18 protein-coding genes and 1 tRNA gene are annotated in these 18,491 nt (G+C 64.9%); 14 read left to right on the top strand and 5 right to left on the bottom strand.

Going from position 1 to position 18,491, the window contains the following annotated elements; genetic code table 11:
* Positions 1-42: 42 nt before the first annotated feature.
* Both AKI39_RS18350 and AKI39_RS18345 read right to left on the bottom strand, forming a co-directional pair.
* Positions 43-354, bottom strand: a complete 312-nt coding sequence (locus tag AKI39_RS18350) for a putative signal transducing protein (protein ID WP_201258604.1) — start codon at positions 352-354, stop codon at positions 43-45.
* A 21-nt stretch (positions 355-375) separates the two neighbouring features.
* Positions 376-873: a DUF2165 family protein gene (locus AKI39_RS18345; protein WP_201258516.1), complete on the bottom strand. Its 498-nt coding sequence runs from the start codon at positions 871-873 to the stop codon at positions 376-378.
* Between the two features lie 156 nt (positions 874-1,029).
* On the opposite strand from AKI39_RS18345, the gene AKI39_RS18340 reads away from it, so the two are divergent.
* The 3 genes from AKI39_RS18340 to secG all read left to right on the top strand — a co-directional run bounded on the left by AKI39_RS18340 (position 1,030) and on the right by secG (position 3,588).
* Positions 1,030-2,007, top strand: a complete 978-nt coding sequence (locus tag AKI39_RS18340) for an NAD(P)H-quinone oxidoreductase (RefSeq protein ID WP_066639222.1) — start codon at positions 1,030-1,032, stop codon at positions 2,005-2,007.
* A 388-nt stretch (positions 2,008-2,395) separates the two neighbouring features.
* Positions 2,396-3,094 carry a triose-phosphate isomerase gene (tpiA, locus tag AKI39_RS18335; protein WP_066643292.1) on the top strand — a complete coding sequence of 233 codons (699 nt, stop codon included), beginning with the start codon at positions 2,396-2,398 and terminating at the stop codon, positions 3,092-3,094.
* Positions 3,095-3,114: 20 nt separating this feature from the next.
* Positions 3,115-3,588, top strand: coding sequence for a preprotein translocase subunit SecG (gene secG / locus AKI39_RS18330; RefSeq protein WP_066639219.1), 474 nt, complete (start codon positions 3,115-3,117; stop codon positions 3,586-3,588).
* 6 nt (positions 3,589-3,594) lie between these two features.
* On the opposite strand, the gene AKI39_RS18325 is transcribed toward secG, so the two are convergent.
* Complete coding sequence (locus tag AKI39_RS18325; protein ID WP_066639217.1) at positions 3,595-4,518, bottom strand: LysR substrate-binding domain-containing protein; 924 nt, start codon at positions 4,516-4,518, stop codon at positions 3,595-3,597.
* Between the two features lie 145 nt (positions 4,519-4,663).
* Between AKI39_RS18325 and AKI39_RS18320 the strand changes: the two genes are divergently transcribed.
* The 3 genes from AKI39_RS18320 to AKI39_RS18310 all read left to right on the top strand — a co-directional run bounded on the left by AKI39_RS18320 (position 4,664) and on the right by AKI39_RS18310 (position 7,113).
* Entirely contained in the window at positions 4,664-5,647 is a 984-nt protein-coding gene (locus AKI39_RS18320; protein WP_066639213.1) for a tripartite tricarboxylate transporter substrate binding protein, read from the top strand.
* A gap of 6 nt (positions 5,648-5,653) precedes the next feature.
* Positions 5,654-6,943, top strand: coding sequence for an amidase (locus tag AKI39_RS18315; RefSeq protein ID WP_066639211.1), 1,290 nt, complete (start codon positions 5,654-5,656; stop codon positions 6,941-6,943).
* A gap of 85 nt (positions 6,944-7,028) precedes the next feature.
* A tRNA-Leu gene (locus tag AKI39_RS18310) sits at positions 7,029-7,113 on the top strand.
* Between the two features lie 168 nt (positions 7,114-7,281).
* Here AKI39_RS18310 and AKI39_RS18305 read toward each other — a convergent pair.
* Entirely contained in the window at positions 7,282-8,748 is a 1,467-nt protein-coding gene (locus AKI39_RS18305) for a patatin-like phospholipase family protein (protein ID WP_066639209.1), read from the bottom strand.
* 466 nt (positions 8,749-9,214) lie between these two features.
* On the opposite strand from AKI39_RS18305, the gene AKI39_RS18300 reads away from it, so the two are divergent.
* The 7 genes from AKI39_RS18300 to AKI39_RS18270 all read left to right on the top strand — a co-directional run bounded on the left by AKI39_RS18300 (position 9,215) and on the right by AKI39_RS18270 (position 16,097).
* Positions 9,215-10,507, top strand: coding sequence for a two-component system sensor histidine kinase NtrB (locus tag AKI39_RS18300; protein WP_083228920.1), 1,293 nt, complete (start codon positions 9,215-9,217; stop codon positions 10,505-10,507).
* Positions 10,504-11,148: a response regulator transcription factor gene (locus AKI39_RS18295; protein WP_066639206.1), complete on the top strand. Its 645-nt coding sequence runs from the start codon at positions 10,504-10,506 to the stop codon at positions 11,146-11,148. The genes AKI39_RS18300 and AKI39_RS18295 overlap by 4 nt, the downstream gene beginning before the upstream one ends.
* A 140-nt stretch (positions 11,149-11,288) precedes the next feature.
* Complete coding sequence (locus tag AKI39_RS18290) at positions 11,289-11,675, top strand: response regulator transcription factor (RefSeq protein ID WP_066639204.1); 387 nt, start codon at positions 11,289-11,291, stop codon at positions 11,673-11,675.
* Between the two features lie 157 nt (positions 11,676-11,832).
* Positions 11,833-12,393 carry a YSC84-related protein gene (locus AKI39_RS18285; protein ID WP_066639202.1) on the top strand — a complete coding sequence of 187 codons (561 nt, stop codon included), beginning with the start codon at positions 11,833-11,835 and terminating at the stop codon, positions 12,391-12,393.
* A gap of 92 nt (positions 12,394-12,485) precedes the next feature.
* Positions 12,486-13,871, top strand: a complete 1,386-nt coding sequence (locus tag AKI39_RS18280) for a paraquat-inducible protein A (RefSeq protein ID WP_235610670.1) — start codon at positions 12,486-12,488, stop codon at positions 13,869-13,871.
* On the top strand, positions 13,864-15,492 hold the full coding sequence (locus AKI39_RS18275) for a PqiB family protein (protein ID WP_066639198.1): 1,629 nt from the start codon (positions 13,864-13,866) through the stop codon (positions 15,490-15,492). The genes AKI39_RS18280 and AKI39_RS18275 overlap by 8 nt, the downstream gene beginning before the upstream one ends.
* Entirely contained in the window at positions 15,492-16,097 is a 606-nt protein-coding gene (locus AKI39_RS18270) for a PqiC family protein (protein ID WP_066639192.1), read from the top strand. The genes AKI39_RS18275 and AKI39_RS18270 overlap by 1 nt, the downstream gene beginning before the upstream one ends.
* A 26-nt stretch (positions 16,098-16,123) precedes the next feature.
* Here the strand turns inward: AKI39_RS18270 and AKI39_RS18265 are convergent, their stop codons facing one another.
* A complete protein-coding gene (locus AKI39_RS18265; RefSeq protein WP_066639189.1) occupies positions 16,124-17,365 on the bottom strand; it encodes an MFS transporter in 1,242 nt (413 codons plus the stop codon).
* Between the two features lie 98 nt (positions 17,366-17,463).
* Between AKI39_RS18265 and AKI39_RS18260 the strand changes: the two genes are divergently transcribed.
* The gene (locus AKI39_RS18260) at positions 17,464-18,447 is read left to right on the top strand and encodes a LysR family transcriptional regulator (RefSeq protein WP_066639185.1); all 984 of its coding nucleotides are present in this window, start codon (positions 17,464-17,466) and stop codon (positions 18,445-18,447) included.
* Positions 18,448-18,491: the final 44 nt, after the last annotated feature.

Genomic DNA, 18,491 nt, shown 5'->3' with positions numbered 1-18,491 from the left:
GCGTTTGTCAGCGGCCTGCGTGCGCGGTGAAAGCGGGGAATGTCACTCGTCTTTCGCGGCGCCGCACTGCCAGCACACCGTGAACTGCGGCTCGGACCACTCGCCGCAGGAGGCGCAGCACCACTGGGCCGCCGACTGGCCCGGTTCGTGCCATGTTCCATTGATGATGCGCGTGGCCAGATCCAGGTCGCCTTCGCGTTCCAGCCAGATCTCCGGGCTGCATTGGTCCGCCGGTATTTCGCCCATCGCGCCGAGCAGATATTGGTTGTGCAGTTCGCAGCGTATGTGCGCCTGTTCCAGCAGGTTGATCCAGTGCTGGGCGATCAGTAGATTAGGGGCGCGTGTCAGGCGGATCATGGCATGGGGGCGGGGCGACTAAGCGATCTCGCCATCCGGTTGCATCAAGAAGATGAGTACCGCCATGGCGGTCATATAGAAGTGAAAGGCGCCTTGCTGGCCGTTCCACTGTTGCGATTGCCACATGGAAAACCACTCCCCGCCGATGACCATGAAGCCGACGAACCAGATCGCGAAGGCAAGGCCCGCGCCCACGATGCCCAGCGTCTTGGCACGCTGGAAGACGGGGGCGCTTTTGCGGGCATGCATGAACAGCCGCGCCGCGCAGAACAGGAAGCACAGTCCCATCGCGATCTGGGCGGCGATAATGGCCACGTAGGCGGCGGTTTGCCATCCCGGGTGGGTAATGGCGCGCCACTTCAGCGCATTGTCCGGAAACACGGTGTCCATGCTCAGCACGTGCTGCACGAAGGCGTCGTTGGCGGGGTAGTCGACGATATTGTCGAAGCCCACCAGCAGGCCGAAGGCGGCCAGTCCCAGAACCATGAACGCCTTGGTGTAGCGGACTGCGATCATTGCCTTATTCCTTATGGATCCTGTTCCTGCGTCCGCGGTGAAGTCGCGCCGTTTGCCGGACGGCCGGCAGGCATGATAGATCAAAGCACGTCGCCGTCGCCGGGCTGGCGGCGCGATAATGCAGGTTTTCGTCCAGGACAATACCAGGAGCCCTCCATGCGCGCCGTTGAAATCTCCCGCCCCGGCGGACCCGAAGTGCTCGTTCCCGTTCAACGGCCGATGCCGGAGCTCCGCGCCGGTGAAGTATTGGTAAAGGTCTCGGCGGCGGGCGTGAACCGTCCCGACACCTTCCAGCGCAAGGGCAGCTACCCGCCGCCGCGCGGCGCGTCGGACCTGCCCGGCCTGGAGATCGCCGGGGAAATCGTCGGCGGCGACGCGGCCCTGGGCGGGTACGCCGTCGGTGACAAGGTCTGCGCGCTGGTCGCCGGCGGGGGCTACGCCGAGTATTGCGCCGTGCCGGTCCAGCAGTGCCTGCCCATTCCGGCCGGACTGTCCGACACCGAGGCAGCCGGCCTGCCGGAAACCTACTTCACCGTGTGGAGCAATGTGTTCGATCGCGGCGGCCTGGCCGCAGGCGAAAGCCTGCTGGTCCACGGCGGGGCCAGCGGCATCGGTACCACGGCGATCCAGCTTGCCAGCGCCCTGGGCCATAAGGTCTATGGCACCGCCGGCAGCGACGAGCGCGCCCGCGCGATCGAAAAGCTGGGGGCTGCCCGCGGCATCAACTATCGCGACCAGGATTTCGTCAAAGAGGTGCTGGATGCGACCGGCGGCGCCGGCGTCAATGTGATCCTGGACATGGTGGCGGGGGACTATATCGCCCGCGACATCCATTGCTTGGCGGACGAAGGCCGCATCGTGCTCATCGCCACCCTGGGTGGCAACCACGGCCAGGTCGACTTCGGGCAGGTGATGCGCCGGCGCTTGACCATCACCGGCTCCACGCTGCGCCCGCGTCCGGTCGCCTTCAAGGGAGAGATCGCGACCAGCCTGCGCCGCCATGTGTGGCCCTTGCTCGAAAGCAAGAAGATCAAGCCCATCGTCCACGCCACCTTCCCCCTGGAACAAGCCGCCAAGGCGCACGCCATGATGGAGGCGGGAGAGCAGATCGGCAAGATCATCCTGACCGTGTAGGCCGTGATGGTTGGCACGTGGCGAAGGGGCGTCGTGGCCGTGGGCAGGACGGCGGCCTTCGTCCCTGGCCCGGGCGGCATCTCGCGGGCTGCGCCAGGCGAACCGTCCCGCGTCCGTGAAAGGCGGGCGCCGCCCCGCGCCGTATCCGGAAATTGCCCAAACACGATACAATCGCGGGTTTGACCCGGATTTTCCGGGCGACGTCCCCCAAATACCCTCCGACGGGGCACGTATGCCGTGCCCCGTACAACGCGGAAACCCCTCCGAGACAGCAGAGACAAGCCCACAAGCCATGAGCACAGACGATCGCCGTGACACGCCCGCCGATGCCGCTACTCCGACGCCCGCCGGCGCGGCACGGGCTCGCCTGGTCCTGGGCAACTGGAAGATGCATGGCAGCCTGGCGGAAAACACCGCGCTGCTGCAAGCCCTGCGCGCCCGTGCCGGCGCCGGCACTTGCCAGATGGGCGTGTGCGTGCCGTTCCCCTATCTGGCGCAGACCCAGGCCCTGCTGGACGGCAGCGCCGTCTCCTGGGGAGCCCAGGACATCAGCGTGTACGAGAAGGGCGCCTACACCGGCGAAGTTTCCGCGGCCATGCTGAAGGACTTCGGCTGCCGCTGGGTGCTGGCCGGCCATTCCGAGCGCCGCGCCATGCACGGCGAAACCGACGAGCTGGTCGCGGAGAAAGCCAGGACTGCCCTGGCCGCGGGCCTGACCCCTGTCGTTTGCGTCGGCGAAACGCTGGGCGAACGGGAAGGGGGCAATACCCTGGGCGTGATCGAACGCCAACTGGAACCCGTCCTGGCGCTGGGCGCCAAGTCGCTGATGCATATCGTGCTGGCCTATGAGCCCGTCTGGGCCATCGGCACCGGCCGCACCGCCACGCCGGAGCAGGCGCAGGAAGTCCATGGCGCGATCCGCGTCGCCTTGGACGGCCTGGGGGTTCCGCAAGTTCGTATTTTGTACGGCGGCAGCGTCAAGGCCGCCAATGCCGCCGAGCTTTTCGCGATGCCGGATATCGACGGCGCCCTGGTGGGCGGTGCGTCGCTGGTGGCCGATGAATTCCTGCGCATAGCCGCAATCTAAGTTTCCGTCTGGAGTAAGTGATGTCTCTCATGCTTTCCGCGCTGATGATCGTGCAGGTGCTCTCGGCACTGGCCATCATCATTCTGGTCCTGCTGCAGCAAGGCAAGGGCGCCGATATGGGCTCGGCCTTTGGCAGCGGCTCCGCAGGCAGCCTGTTCGGTGCGTCGGGCGCCGCCAATTTCCTGTCGCGCACGACGAAGTGGGCGGCGGTGGTGTTCTTTGCATCGACGGCCGGCCTGGCTTATGTCTCGCACAAAGGCACGCAGCCGGTGTCCGTGGATACGGGCGTGATGCAGGGCTACCAGGTTCCCGCCGACAAATCCGTGCCGCTGGCGCCGGGCGGCGCCGCCGTGCCCGCGCCGCAGGGCGATGCGTCGGTCCCCGGCGCCGTGCCTTCGGTCCCGGCGCCCGCGCAAACCGCGCCCGCCAAGCCGGACGCTTCGGTGCCGCAGGCGCCGGCCGCGCCCGCCAAGCCGGCGGCGCCCGCGAAGTAAGCGCCTTCAATCCGCCCGGTCGGCAAGGCCGGGCGGTATCGTGCCCACGCCCGCCAATGCCGCGCGCAATCCCGGCACCGCCGGGTTGACGTCATCCTTGCGGTAGGCGACATACAAGGTCGAGCAAGGCAGCACCCTGGCCTTCAGTGGCAGGTACCGTACCCCGCGCGGCCGCAGCTCGCTGATGGAGGCGGGCACGACGGCGACGCCCACGCCGGCTTCCACCGGCGTCAGCAAGGTGGGCAACAGGCTTTCCATGACGATGTTCGGCGCAACGCCGTTCGCCCTGAACAGCTCGTTCAGCAGCGCATGGAAGTATTCCGATCTGGCTCGCACGAAGCCCACCAGCGGCAGGTCGGCCAGCTCCTCGATATCGATTTCGCGTCGCGTGGCCAAGGCATGGTTCACGGGCAGGGCGACGACCAGCGGTTCGGTATCGATCGGCTCCATGTGCAAGTCGTCGTCCGCGATGTTCTCGTGGCGGCGCGTAACCGCGATATCCAGCCTGTCATGGCGCAGGAGCGCATGCAGCTGGGCGGTGTCCGCCTCGATCATGGATAGATGGACGCCGGGGTATTGCTGGCGATAAATCCCGACCGCGGTCGGCACCAGCCGATAGGCGGCGGTGGGGGTAAAACCGATGCGCAGCAAGCCGGCCTCGCCCACGGCCACGCGACGCGCCGCGGTCAGCGCCGCGTCGCCGTCATCCATCAGCCGTTGCAACGCATCGCGCAGCGCCACGCCGGCCGCCGTCAACCGTACCGTGCGGGTGGATCGCTCGATCAATGGCACGCCCACTGTTTCCTCGAACAGGCGAACCTGCTGGCTCAAGGGTGGCTGGCTGACATGCAGGCGTCGCGCCGCACGGCCGAAATGCAGTTCTTCCGCGACCGCCATGAAGGCAATGAGCTGACGAGAGAAAAGCGCCACGGCCTCTCCGGTGAGGGATTGAGACGATTATCGTATCAACGTTCGCGGAATTTTATATTGGATATATGAATGGCCACTGCCTACTATGTCGGAGGCTGGGCCCCCGTGTCCCGGCATTAGACAAAACCATTACCGAGGGGAACCTATGTCCATCCGCAAACGCTGCCTGGCGGCGCTGGCCGCCGGCCTGATGCTCGCCTTTGCCGCCGTGCCCGCCGCCCGGGCGCAGGCCGTCGCTTATCCCACCAAGCCCATCCGCCTCATCGTGCCCTTTGGCCCGGGCAGCGTGACCGACCAGCTGGCGCGTATCGTCGCCACCGGCCTGGCGGAACGCCTGGGGCAGTCCGTGGTCGTGGAAAATAAGGCCGGCGCGGGCGGCAACATCGGCGCGGGCTACGTGGCCGAGAGCGCGCCCGACGGCTACACGCTGTTGATGGGCGCGGCCAGCACCAACGCCATCAATCCCAGCCTGTACTCGAACCTGAAGTTCGATCCGATGAAGGATTTCGTTCCTGTCGCCAATGTGGCGTCGGTCACCAACGTGCTGGTGGTCAATCCGCAAGTGAAGGCGCGTAGTGTCGCGGCGCTGATCGAGGAGCTGAAGACGAACAATTACAGCTACGCCTCGGGCGGCGCCGGCGGCAGCCAGCACCTGTCGGCGGAGCTGTTCAAGAGCATGTCCAAGACGGACATGGTGCACATCCCCTACAAAGGCGGCAGCGAACCCTTGCCGGACCTGATGAGCAATCGCGTGCAGGTGATGTTCTGCAATCTGCCCGTGTGCCTGCCTCATATCCAGGCCGGAAAGCTGGTGGCCTTGGGCGTGACTTCCACGAAGCGCTCGCCGCTGCTGCCGAATGTCCCGACGATTGCGGAGGCCGGCCTGCCCGGTTATTCCGTGGACGGCTGGTTCGCGCTGTTCGCGCCGGCCAAGGTGCCGGCAGAGATCGTCGCCCGCCTGCATGACGAGACGGCCAAACTGCTGGCCACGCCCGCGACCATGGACCAGATCCGCCGCCAAGGCGCCGAACCCAATGCCGGCAGCCAGCAGGAGTTCGCCCGCTTCGTGCAGGCCGAACACGACAAGTGGGCCAAGGTCATCAAGGACGCGAATATTCGCCTCGAGTAGTACGAGATGGAACAACCGACACGATTGCCCGGCATCGCGCAAGCGCTGCGCCGCATGGAAGCGGGCGAGCTACGCGCGCGGGAATTGGCCGAAACATGCCTGGCGCGGATCGATGCGCGCAATGCCGACGTGCAGGCCTATGCCGCCTACGACGCGACACGCATACGCGCGCAGGCCGACGAGGCGGATGCCGGCCGCCGCCGCGGCCTGCTGCGTGGCATCCCCTTTGCCGTCAAGGACGTCATCCAAAGCGCCGATTACCCCACTACCTACGGCTCGCCCATCTATGCCGGCCACCGCACCGGACGCGACGCGGCCTGTGTGGCGCTGTCGCGCGAGCAGGGGGCGGTGCTGATGGGCAAGGTCGTCACCAGCGAGTTCGCCACGCAGACGCCCGGTCTCACGCGCAATCCCCTGAATCTGGCGCATACGCCCGGCGGTTCTTCCAGCGGATCGGCGGCCGCGGTGGCGGACGGGATGGCGATGGTGGCCTGGGGTACGCAGACCACCGGCTCCATTACTCGTCCGGCCATCTATTGCGGGGTGGTCGGCTACAAGCCCAGTTTCGGGCTGGTGTCGACGGCGGGCGTGGGCTTGCTCAGCCCCTTGCAGGACACCGTGGGTGTCCTGGCGCGTGACGTCGGCGATGCCGCCGCCACCGTCATGGGCATCCACGGCCGGCGCTTTGAATCGGCGCCGGCGGACAGCCGCTACCGGCTCGGCGTCTGCCTGTCGTCGCAGTGGCAGTACGCCAGTCCGGAGGCGGTCCAGGCGCTGCAGTCGTGGGTGGGCCGCCTGGCCGCCGCGGGCTTCGCGGTCAGACAGCGTTCGCTGCCAGCGGAATTCGAAACGCTGATAGTCGACCAAGGCCGCCTGGTCGCCTACGACGCCCGCCAGGCGCTGGCCCATGAGCGCTGTACCGATGCTTCCCGCCTCAGTCCGCGCCTGACCGAACGCATGGCGGGCGGCGAGGGCATCGACATGCCTGCCTATCTGGCCATGCAGCAGCGCGCCGCGTTGGGCCGTTGCCGTGCCGAGATGCTGTTCGACGGCGTCGACGCGCTGGTCTATCCGGCCACCGACGGCGAGGCGGAAGCGGGGCTCACGAACTCGGGTTCGCCGCGCTACGGGGCGTTGTGGACGCTGCTGCATCTGCCTACGGTGGCGCTGCCGGTCGCGCGTGGGTCGGGCGGTTTGCCGCTGGGCGTGCAGCTGGTTGGACGCTATGGGAAGGACGAAGCACTGTTGCAGATTGCCGAGCATGCCGCGGTAAGGGGCGGTGGCGTTGAGGGTTGACGTGGTCCCGCCGGGCGGTGCGGACGAACCATGCTAAAATCTTGCGCTTTCCAGCGTTAGCATTGGCTGGAAGCAGATTTTCCCCGCCGACGTGGTGAAATTGGTAGACACGCTATCTTGAGGGGGTAGTGGCGAAAGCTGTGCGAGTTCGAGTCTCGCCGTCGGCACCAAGATTTAGTTCAGGAAGCTCCTGATCGACCGGAAACCCGCATGAACTCTAGGTTCTGCGGGTTTTTTGTTGTTCAAGCCGTTCCTCGTCGTTTCCGTGCATCAGTTGCGTTTGAGCACTTTTGACTGCGCTCAAGGTGCGTGGTTTACACCGCTGGGGTGCAGGGTGCTTACGGAGCAGCGTCATGGTTGACCGGCGCGGCGGGCCGGGTAGATTCGATCCTGCCGCCCAGGTCTTGAATCAGGCGACGGAAGTCGGGCGACTCCAGGATGATTTTTCCCGCGGCGGCACGCAGCCGGTCGACTTGCTCCGGCTCCAGGCGAAAACTCGTGGGCAGTTCATTCAAATAGGCGCGTTCGTCTTTGTCCTTCAACTGGGCGAACGACACATCGATCGCGTATATCGTTGCTTCGGGCGTGTGCAGCGCGGCCGTGACCGCCTTGTCTTTTTCGCCGGCGAATGCCGGTGAATCCCTGACCAGGCTCATGGATTTCCATTTCGCCTGCATATCGCGCAGCAGCTCCGTCGATTCATAGGAATAGTGGTCTATCGGTACGCCGGCGGCTTTCACCATGATCTGGAGTGTGCCGGGCGCGTCTTCCGACTTGTCCCAGCTTACCTTCGGTATGGATAGGGAATTGACCACAAACACGATTATCTTTCGTATATGGTCGAGCGGTGTGGTGTAACCGACAGACTGCAGCGCTTCCATGAGCTCCAGTACGTCCAGTACGCTGCGCATGCCGACGTTGTCCGCGACACCGCCATCCACGACGTGGATATAAGGGCGATTCGCGCCGTCCGCGAATTCCGCTTCTTCGCGCATATGGCGAATCGCACGCGCCGCCGGCCGCGGCGGGTCGGCAGCGTCGATAAATGGCTGGATCCAACTGGGAGGAACATAGTTGCACGTTCCCCCATAGTTATTGAGCGTGATGGGCGAGAGCACCACCGGCACCGCCGACGAAGCGGCGGCGGCACGCGAAAGGCGTATCGCATCGAGATCAGCGCACAGCACGTCAAACGTGGTTTGGGTAAAGGGCAGCCGGGCACCCGTGGTGATGTCGGTGGCCGATGCAATGATCATTGGGCCGTTGCCCCGCTTCAGGTCGCCAAACGTGGCGCCGTTAAACAGTATCTCGTCGTACAGATCGGCCGCCAGTTCCGAACGCCCCCATCCGGTGGACCACAACGATGGCCAGTAACCCGGGTTGAGCACACGGGAAACTATCGCTCCCTGCACGTCGCGCTTGAGAAAGCGTTGTTCGTACTCGTCGAATAGCTTGTCGCCATAGAGCCCATACGCAAGCGCGGTAAAGCTGCCGCCCGAGACGCCTGTGATGACGCCAACGTGGTCGATCAGACGCGACCTGTCGCCGTTGGGAGCAATGATCACGGTATCGCGCAGGAATTCCAGCGCCCCGTAGGAAAATGCGGCCGCCCGGGTACCGCCGCCCGAGAATGCCAGGATCACCAGGCTTTCGTCCTTCTTCGAAAACTGCGGGCGGGTCACGTACCGGTAACCGGTGGCTATATCCGTGTGCGTAATCGGCGGGTTGACCGGACGCGTGGCGCACGCGCTTACCAGCAGGCATAGTGCAAGTACCAGCCAGGACGAGTGTGGTGCTTGATTCATGCAACCTCCGGCCTGCTCGGCGCCGCCGAGATCGATTGACGCACCTTACACCCGTGACCAAGCGCTGGGCCAAGTGCGCGCGATGGCTTAATCCTTTTGCGTACAGCGTGATCGGGAAACGGAAGAGTTATTGGTGGCGTCGATGTACGCCTGGACGGCCGCTTCCAGGGCTTCCATGCCACGTGCACACACATGCTGTTCGTCTTCGCTGACGACTGCGGCTCCAGGCATATCGGTAAATCGACAAGTCGCATGCGCGCCCTGAACCAGCGATGAGTATTCCCTTTACGCGACCGATCACCGGGTATAAGCTCGGATTCAGCTAACGCTATGACGCTGTCATGCAGCCGTTAGCCGTTGCGCTATTTATCGCGCACCAATGCTTGATCCCTGGCCGTGCCTTTTTGAATGAGAAAGCGCCGGTTATGCATGCGATCGGGTGAACTCCTGAGGGGAGTGCGGCGTGATGGTCCTGGTTGACGATGCCGTTGTGGCTGCTGGGTTGGTCGCGCTCCTGACCATGCTCAGGTATTTCCGGCCTGGAAACTTCCGTCGAATCGCCTCGTTCCCATGGGGGCACCGCGGACACGCACAAGTGCGGACGGACACGCCCGGCGTATCCCGTGCGCCGCCGCCGCACCAACACGACAGGCAATTTGGCGGGATGCTGGAGCTCCTGCCGTTTGCGGTCCTTGTGACTGATGAGGATGGCCGGATCGTGCAGGCCAACGCGGCGACGGCCGCCTTGTTCGGCTATACGCCCGAAGAACTACTGAACGTCCACGCTGATGTGCTCATCCCCCCGTGGCAGCCGCACTGCGATAGGGGGCACCCGGACGACACCTCTTCGGCACGGCCGGTTCGGGCGGTATACGGGGCATGTGACCGGCTCGCGCGGCGCAAGGACGGCACGGATTTTCTGGCGGAAGTCACCACACATCCCATCTCGTCCGACGGGGGCGCCGAGACCTTGACGGTAGTCATCGACCGGACGGACCGCTATGAACTATTGCGCCATCGGCAAGAACTTGCCCATCTGACGCGCGTCTCCACACTGGGGGAACTGGCTGGCTCCCTCGCACACGAGTTGAATCAGCCCCTCACCGCCATATTGAGCAACGCCCAGGCGGCCCAGCGCTTCATGGCGGCGCAGCCGAGCAACCTGGAAGAAGTGCGGGAAATATTGAAGGACCTCGTCAAGGATAACCATCGCGCCAGCGAAGTTCTTCGCAAGATCCGCCTCCTCGTCAAAAAGGGCGAGCCAGAAGTTGTAGTCCTGAGTATGGAAAGCGTCATCGCCGATGTCGCACTGTTGGTACATAGCGATGCGATCGGCCGCGGAATCCGGATGTACCTGGACATTTCCCCGGAACTGCCGCCGGCATATGGCGACAGGGTACAGCTGGAGCAGGTCCTGCTGAACTTGCTGCTTAATGCATTCGAAGCGTTGGCGTCCCGCGCCCCGCACGACCGTGTGGTCATGATCGAAGCCGCACCCGATAGCGCACGGATGATCCGCGTCGTCGTGCGCGACCGCGGTCCGGGCCTCGCCGGGGACCAGATCCACAAGCTTTTCATGCCGTACTTCACCTCCAAGCGTGAAGGGCTTGGCCTTGGGCTCTCCATCAGCCGATCGATCGTGGAAATGCACGGCGGTCGCATCTGGGCGGAAAACAATGACGATCAAGGCGCCGCCTTCTGTTTCACCCTGCCCGTGGGCGTCGCGGCGGATCCCACACATTCCGGGCCACCGTCGTGAACGAGCGGGCCCCCATCGTCCTGGTGGTTGATGATGACGATGCGGTCCGTCAGGCGCTGGCGCGTCTGGTCCGCTCGGCGGGCTACCGCGTCCAGGCGTATCGATCGGCATCCGAGTTCCTGCAATGCCCGCCCCTGGCGGACTGTCCCGCGTGCCTGATACTGGATGTACGCATGCCCGAGCTCAACGGGCTGGACCTGCAAGGCAGGCTGAACGCGGCGGGCGCGTCCCTGCCCATTATTTTCATTACGGGACATGGCGACATCGCGATGACGGTCCGCGCGATGAAGGCCGGCGCGACGGATTTCCTGACGAAGCCCTTTGAAGACGCCGATCTACTCCGAGCGGTGGATACCGCGTTGCGGAACGCTTCCCAAGCGCTCGAGAAGCGTATCGAAATCGAGTCGATTCGAGGCCGTTTGGCCCGCCTTACACCGCGCGAGCGCGAGGTGCTGGTGCTGCTGGTCGAAGGCCGGCTGAACAAGCAGGCGGCTTACGAATTGGGCGTCGCGGAAAAGACCATAAAAGTCCACCGCGCCAGAGTGATGGAAAAGATGGAAGCACACTCGCTCGTGGAACTCGCGCGGGCCGCCGATAAGGCTGGCATGCCCCCCTTGCCCCGGCAGGCCGTGGCGGGCTGACGCAAGCGCGGCACCGGCGGCCGCGCATACGCGCTTGCTGTCGTAGGACCAAAGTCCAATACCTAGGTTCGCCCCAGCTGCCATAGTCTTGATCCCGTCGAACCAGTTTTCGGGCTGCGGGAACGGTGGGGGCATACGCCATGAGCAAAGCAACGCCGGTCGTCGCGGTCGTGGACGACGACGAATCGGTGAATCGGGCCATCAAGCGCCTGCTGCGTTCGGCCGGGATGGCCGCGGACACGTTCGGATCAGGCGACGATTTCCTGGACATGTTCCATTCGACGCCCTCGTACCGTCCGGCCTGCGTCGTGCTCGACCTGCAGATGCCTGGCCTGAATGGACTCGGGGTGCAGAAGCGGCTGGCGGGCAGCGGCATTCCGGTGATATTCATCACCGCACATGACGAGCCGGGCGTTCGCGAGCAGGCGCTGGCGGCCGGCGCCGTCGCCTATCTGCGCAAGCCCTTCAATGATGAGGTGCTTATCGATGCCGTCAGCAAGGCCATGGATCCGACGCCCGATGCGTAAGGGGATGGCGGCGCGAGGCAATGGCCGCGAAGCGCTATTGGACCAAAGTCCAATGGTTTAAACGGACCCGGTATTCCACTATGGACACGACCCAAGATGTATTCCAGGCGGAATTGCATTTTTCGTCGTGACGAATATCCGATATGGAGCGCACATCATGATGAAGTATCTTCGGCTTGCCCTCGCTATCCCGTTGTTGCTGGCCACGATGGCGTGTTCCACGAATCCCACCGTTGCGAACGGCGGAGACCCGAAGTTGGAAGCCGAGGCGCGCCAGGCCTTGCAGCAGCTATTCGACAGTACGCCGAAGGCGAAGGATCTCCAATACCAGGCGAAAGCTGTCCTCGTCTTCCCCAGCATCATCAAGGCCGGCCTGATCGTGGGCGCCGAAGGCGGAAAAGGCGTGATGTTCGCCCCGGACGGTCGCGTCCTGGGCTACTACAGGGCTCGCGCCGTTTCGTATGGACTGCAGGCGGGCGGGCAGAGCTTCTCGCAGGCGATGTTCCTGATGACCGATGCGGCGATCACCGAACTTACGAGCGGAACCGGAATGTCGGTCGGGATGGGTCCGAGCGTCGTGGTGGTGGACGAAGGAATGGCCAAGTCGATGACAACGACGACATTGAAATCGGATGTCTACGCGTTCATCTTCGGGCAGGAGGGCTTGATGGCCGGCCTGGGCCTGCAAGGCCAAAGGATAGTCAAGTTTGACGACTGAGGGCAGCCAGAAGGGGGCGGGAACACCGGCACGGGACGCATGGCCGTAGCCATGCATGGACAGGACCGGTCGGTCAATGCAGCGGGCGTTGGATGATGTCGGGGGGCGCAATGGATCGCGTAGGCCTTATCGCTTGCCACGAGTGCGATCTGCTGCAGCGCGAGACGGTGCTGCAGAGTGGCGGTATTGCGCGATGCCGCCGCTGTGGTGCAGAGCTGTATCGCAACCGGCCCGATAGTATGAATCGGGCGCTCGCCTGCGCGCTCGCGGCGATAGCGCTGTTCGCCCTGGCCAACACCTTCCCCATCCTGGGTCTGAAGGTCGGCGGAGACCTCGTGCAGAGCACGCTGTTCGGCGCGGTGCGTATCCTTTACCGCGACGGCATGTGGCCGTTGGCGGGTCTTGTGTTCGTCACGGCCATGTTGATGCCGTTGATGGAGATCGCGGCGATCCTGTATCTGTTGTTGCCGCTGCGGCTGTACCGCGCGCCGCTGCGGCCAGATCTGGCTTTCCGTGTCTTGCTTCTTGCGCGGCCGTGGGGCATGACCGAGGTCCTGATCCTCGGCATACTGGTCGCGCTCGTGAAGCTGGTGCATATCGCCAGTGTAGTGCCCGGCGTCGCCCTGTGGGCCTTCGGCGGTGCGATGCTCATGGTGGCCGCGACCGCCGCCGCGTTCGATCCTCGGGATGCCTGGGCGCGCATCGGCGCCGCGCGAAGGCGAGCGGGCCGGCATGACATCGAAGAAAGTGTCTCCCCGTCGACATCGGCATCGATGCCCGCGTCCTCATCCCTATCGCCATCGACATCGACATCGATGTCTATCACGCGAGCGCCGTCGCCATCGGCCTCGCCCTCCATGCCCACCGCCGCCAGCTATGGCCTGTTCGCCTGCCATGATTGTGGGCTGCTTTCCAGGCCGGCGGCCCACGCCCACGAAGGATATTGCCCACGTTGCGGTGCGCATCTGCACTTTCGCAAACCCCATAGCCTGTCGCGGAGCTGGGCTTTCGTCCTTGCCGCGATAGTCCTGTATATCCCGGCCAACGTGCTGCCGGTAATGGATACGAGCTCGCTCTTCGGCGCGCAGGCCGATACCATCATGAGCGGTGTGGTCTACCTCTGGACGTCGGGTTCGTGGCCGCTCGCGGTGGTGGTTTTCATCGCAAGCGTGGCGGTGCCGCTGCTCAAGATCTTCGCACTGGTATTCCTGGTCACGATGGTGCAAAGAGGTTCGGCCTGGATGCCCGTGCGGCGCACGCGCATCTATCGGCTGGTGGAACTCGTCGGGCGCTGGTCCATGCTCGATATCTACGTGATTACCTTGCTGGTGGCCCTGGTGCAGTTCAGCGCGCTCGCCACCATAAAGGCCGGTCCGGCGGCGATCGCGTTCGGGGCGGTGGTGGTGTTGACCATGCTCGCCGCGAGGTCGTTCGACCCGCGCCTGATCTGGGATGCCGCGGGGAAGCATCATGGTTGAACCGCCCGAACGGCGCGACGAGGCCGATCCCGCCGCTTTTCCGGAAGCGGTTGCCAGACCGCGCTCGCGCTGGGGGGCGCAGCTCGTATGGCTGGTACCCATCGTCGCGGTGTTGATCGGCGGCTGGATCGCGGTGAAGGAGGTCATGAACAAGGGCCCTACGATCACCATACGTTTCGCGACCGGCGATGGCCTGGAGGCAGGCAAGACCAAGATCAAGTTCAAGAACGTCGACATCGGGGTGGTCAACAACGTCGACCTGGCGCCCGACTACAAGAACGTGATCGCCACGGCGGAACTTGCCAAAAGCGCGACGAACCTGTTGGTGGACGATACGCGCTTCTGGGTCGTCAGTCCCCGCATTTCAGGCGGCACGGTCTCCGGGTTGGGCACGCTGCTCTCAGGCTCGTTCATCGGCATGGATGTCGGGTCCCAGACGCAGAAGCGGCGCGACTTCGTCGGATTGGAGACGCCGCCGGTGATCGCGAGTGGCGTGCCGGGGCGTGAGTTCGTGTTGAAGAGCGAGACGATGGGATCGCTCGACGTCGGCGCGCCCGTGTACTTTCGTCGCCTGCAGGTAGGACAAGTGAAATCCTACGTGCTCGATCCCGGTGGCACCGGTGTCACCTTTCGCGTATTCATCAACGCGCCCTATGACCAGTACGTGAAGGACGATACGCGCTTCTGGCAGGCAAGCGGAATCGATGTGTCCCTCGATTCGAGCGGGATAAAGGTCAACACGGAGTCGCTGGTGTCCATTTTGTCGGGAGGGCTCGCGTTCCAGAGCCCGCCCGGCTCGGCCGAGACAGAGCCGGCCGAGGCGGACAGCGAATTCCAGGTCTTCAGCGACCGTACAGAGGCGATGAGGCGCCACGACCGCCTTGTCGATACCTACGTGTTCAATTTCAAGGAGTCGGTGCGAGGCTTGATGGTGGGCGCACCGATCGACTTCCGCGGCATCGTGATCGGCGAGGTAACGGCGATCTATACGCGCTACGACGCGGCGAAGAGGGAATTCAGCATCCCTGTCGAGGTACACATCTTCCCCGAGCGCTTCACGTCGCGCTACGAGTCCGGGGCCAAGGGCGGAAGGCTGGGCGAAGACCCGCACAAGATGGCGCAGTGGCTGGTGTCCAACGGTCTGCGCGGCCAACTGAGAACCGGAAACCTGCTGACCGGCCAGCTTTACATCGCGATGGATTTCTTTCCGGATGCGCCAAAAGCGACGATGGAGTGGGACAAGAACCCGCCCGAACTGCCCACCGTGCCTGGCGGACTGCAATCGCTGCAAGACTCCATCAGCAGTCTCGTCGACAAGCTCAATAAAGTGCCATTCGAGGGAATCGGCAAGGATCTTCGCCGAACCCTGCAGGATGCGAGCGTGCTATTGAAAACCCTGGGCAGCAGTGTGGCGCCCGAGGCAAGGGCTGCGCTCGTGGCGGCGCGTACCTCGCTGGAGTCGGCCAACAGGACGCTGCAACCGGTGTCCGCGGTCGCGCAGAGTACGGCCGACACGATGCGCGAACTGTCGAGAACGGCGGCGGCCTTCCGCGCGCTTGCCGACTATCTCGAACGCCATCCCGAGGCGCTGCTTCGCGGCAAACCGGAGTACAGACAGTGATGCGCGCTTTCCTATGGGTCGCCATCCTGGCCGTATCGATGAGCGGATGCGCGAACTCGCCCCAGGCCAAGTTCTACACCTTGAACGTACGGTCGCAACCCGATGCGGCGCGGCAGGAACGCGTCTCGACGACCGCCCCCGTCAGAATCGCGATCGCGTCGGTGACGGTGCCCGACCTGATCGACCGGCCGCAGATCGTGGCAAGGATAGACGCCACCCAGGTGGGGATCAACGAGTTCGAACGCTGGGCCGAGCCCCTGAAGGGCCAGATCGCCCAGGTGATCGCCGCGGATCTGGCGCAGTTGGTTCCGGGTGCGCTGGTGTCGAGCGACCCCTCGTGGGGCGAGGATATGTCCACTATCCGCGTATCCGTCGATGTGCAAAGCTTCGAGTCCGTGCCCGGCGGGAATGCCAGCATCGCGGTCCTCTGGGCGGTGCGTCCGCCGCAAGAGGGCGAGATAGTGAGGGGGCGCTCCACCGTGCAGGAATCGACCGGCGGGCAGGGCTATGACGCGCTGGTCGATGCGCACAGCCGTGCGCTGGCGGCCGTCAGTTCGGACATCGCCCGGGCGATCGGGGCGATGCCGCGCGCGCAACAGCGGTGACGGATGTCCGCCGGCGCGGCGTCGAATCACATCGATTCAGACGCCGGCATCCTGGCGCGCGCCTTCGCAGGACGCAGCCGCAGGATCAGCGCGGCGACGGCGGCGACCGTTGCGACCGCGGTGACGCCTATCCATCCGAAGTTCGCCAACGCAAAGCTACCCATCGCGCCGCCCAGCGCCATGCCGACGAATACGCCCACCATCAGGACCGCGTTGAGCCGGCTGCGAGCCGCGGCATCCAGTGCGTACACGATGGTCTGATGCGAGATCAGCGCGATCTGGATGCCCAGGTCGAAACCCACCGTGCTGATGCCCAGCAGCCACAGCGCCCCGTGGGGCGACAGCGTGGGCATCATCGCCATCACGGCAAACGAAATGGCCACCAGGCCGGCGCCGACGCGGCTGACCATGGCGGGGCCGTGCACGTCCGCCATGCGGCCCGCCAGGGGCGCGGCGAGCGCGCCTGCCGCGCCGGCAATGCCGAAAGCGCCCGCCGCGCCGGCGCCCAGGTTGAAGGGCGCCGCATGAAGCATGACGGCCAGCGTGGACCAGAAGGCGCTGAAGGCAAGCGACAGCAATCCCTGGGACACGGCGGCCAGGCGCAGCGCCGGATGCTTGCGCCACAGCTGCACGATGGACTCCAGCAGCGCGGCGTAAGGCAGCCGGCTGGTGGGTGCGAATGCGGGCAAGCCGCGCCACAACATCAGGCCAAGCAGGATGGCCGCCAACGCAGCCGCGTGGAACATCGTGCGCCATCCGAAGTGCTCCGCGACGAAACCGCTGATCACGCGCGACAGCAGGATACCCAGCAGCAGGCCCGTCATCACGGTGCCGACGGTCCTGCCCCGTTGATGGGGGGCCGCCAACGTGGCTGCCGCCGGAACGATGTCCTGCGCCAGGGTGGCGGATAGGCCGATCGCGAAGCTCGCGGCCAACAGCGTACTGATCGACGGTGCGGCTCCGCTCAACAGCAGCGCGAGACTCAACAGGGCGGCCTTGATCAGGATGATGCGCTTGCGGTCGTAGCGGTCGCCCAGGGGCGCCAGGAACAGGATGCCCAGGGCGTAGCCCAGCTGGGTCAGGGTCGGCAGCCAGCCTACCATCCTCGTGCTGGCGCCGATTTCCGGGCCGAGTACGCCCAGCATGGGCTGGCTGTAGTACAGCGAAGCGACGCTCAAGCCCGCCGCGATCGCGAGCAGCAGAAGCAGCGGGGTGGACAAGGGGGCAGGGGTGGAGGGGTTGTCATGCGTTTCGCGAATAGTCGACATGGCGAGTCCATGAGTTGATTCGGGTGTGAGGGCATTGTGATCCAGAGCACGTCGGCGCGGTAGACGCAGCGCCGGTAAATCGGTTATACGTATCACGCATGAAAGAACTGATTTCCGGCCCAGGCGGCGCCGACCGCCTCACCCTGATCGACACCTTCGTCCGCATCGTCAACGCCGGCAGCCTGAGCGCGGCCGCGGAGCAACTGGGCGCCACCCAGCCCACGGTCAGCCGAAGGCTGCAGGCGCTGGAGCGGACGGTGGGCGTGCGGCTGATCCAGCGTTCCACCCATGGGATGCAATTGACGGAAGAGGGCCGCCGTTGCTACGACCGGGCCGAGGAGTTGATCGCTTCCTGGCAGGCATTCGATAGCGAGGTGCGCGGGGCAGGCCAGCAGCCGGTCGGGACGCTGCGCGTGATCGTGCCGCATGCCTTCGGGCAACAACAGTTCGTCGGTCCCTTGGCCACGTATCTGCAACGCTATCCCGGGATGCGGGTGGAGTGGCTGCTGCAGGACCGCATGCCGGATTTCGTGTCCGACGGCGTGGATTGCGCGATCCGCGTCGGCGAAGTGCAGGACGAGTCGGTGGTCGCCATCAAGCTGGGCAATGTGCCGCGCATCATCGTCGCGGCCCCCGGGCTGCTGGAGCATGGGCACGTGCCGGCGCACCCCGCCGACCTGGCGCGGCTGCCCTGGCTGGCCCTGCGCAGTTTCTATCGCGACGATATCGCCTTCAGCAATATCGCGACGGGCGAATCGGTGCGGGTGCCGATCCAGCCTCGCGTGTCCACCGATAGCCTGTATGCGCTGCGTTCGGCTGCACTATTGGGCCTGGGGGTGGGCGTCGCGTCCACATGGGTCTTTGAAGAAGACCTCAAGGCAGGCCGGCTACGGCAACTGGCGCCGCAGTGGCAGGCCAGCGCGCCGCCGCTCTACCTGGTCTATCCCGCCAGCCGCTTGCAGCCGCAGCGCCTGCGCTGCTTCATCGATACGATGCGCGCGGAGCTTGCGGCGCGGTTCGGGACGTCGCCCGCTCCGTTTCCCGCGACGCCCGCGGGTGTCCCCTCGGGCATTGCCCGATAGCGCGATGCGCGTCCAGGCTGGGGACTGGCCTGCCCGGCCTTACG

Source organism: Bordetella sp. H567 (assembly GCF_001704295.1).
GTDB lineage: Bacteria > Pseudomonadota > Gammaproteobacteria > Burkholderiales > Burkholderiaceae_B > Bordetella_C.
The sequence above is the reverse complement of the archived record's forward strand: the minus strand, read 5'-3'. Positions and strand labels throughout refer to the sequence as shown.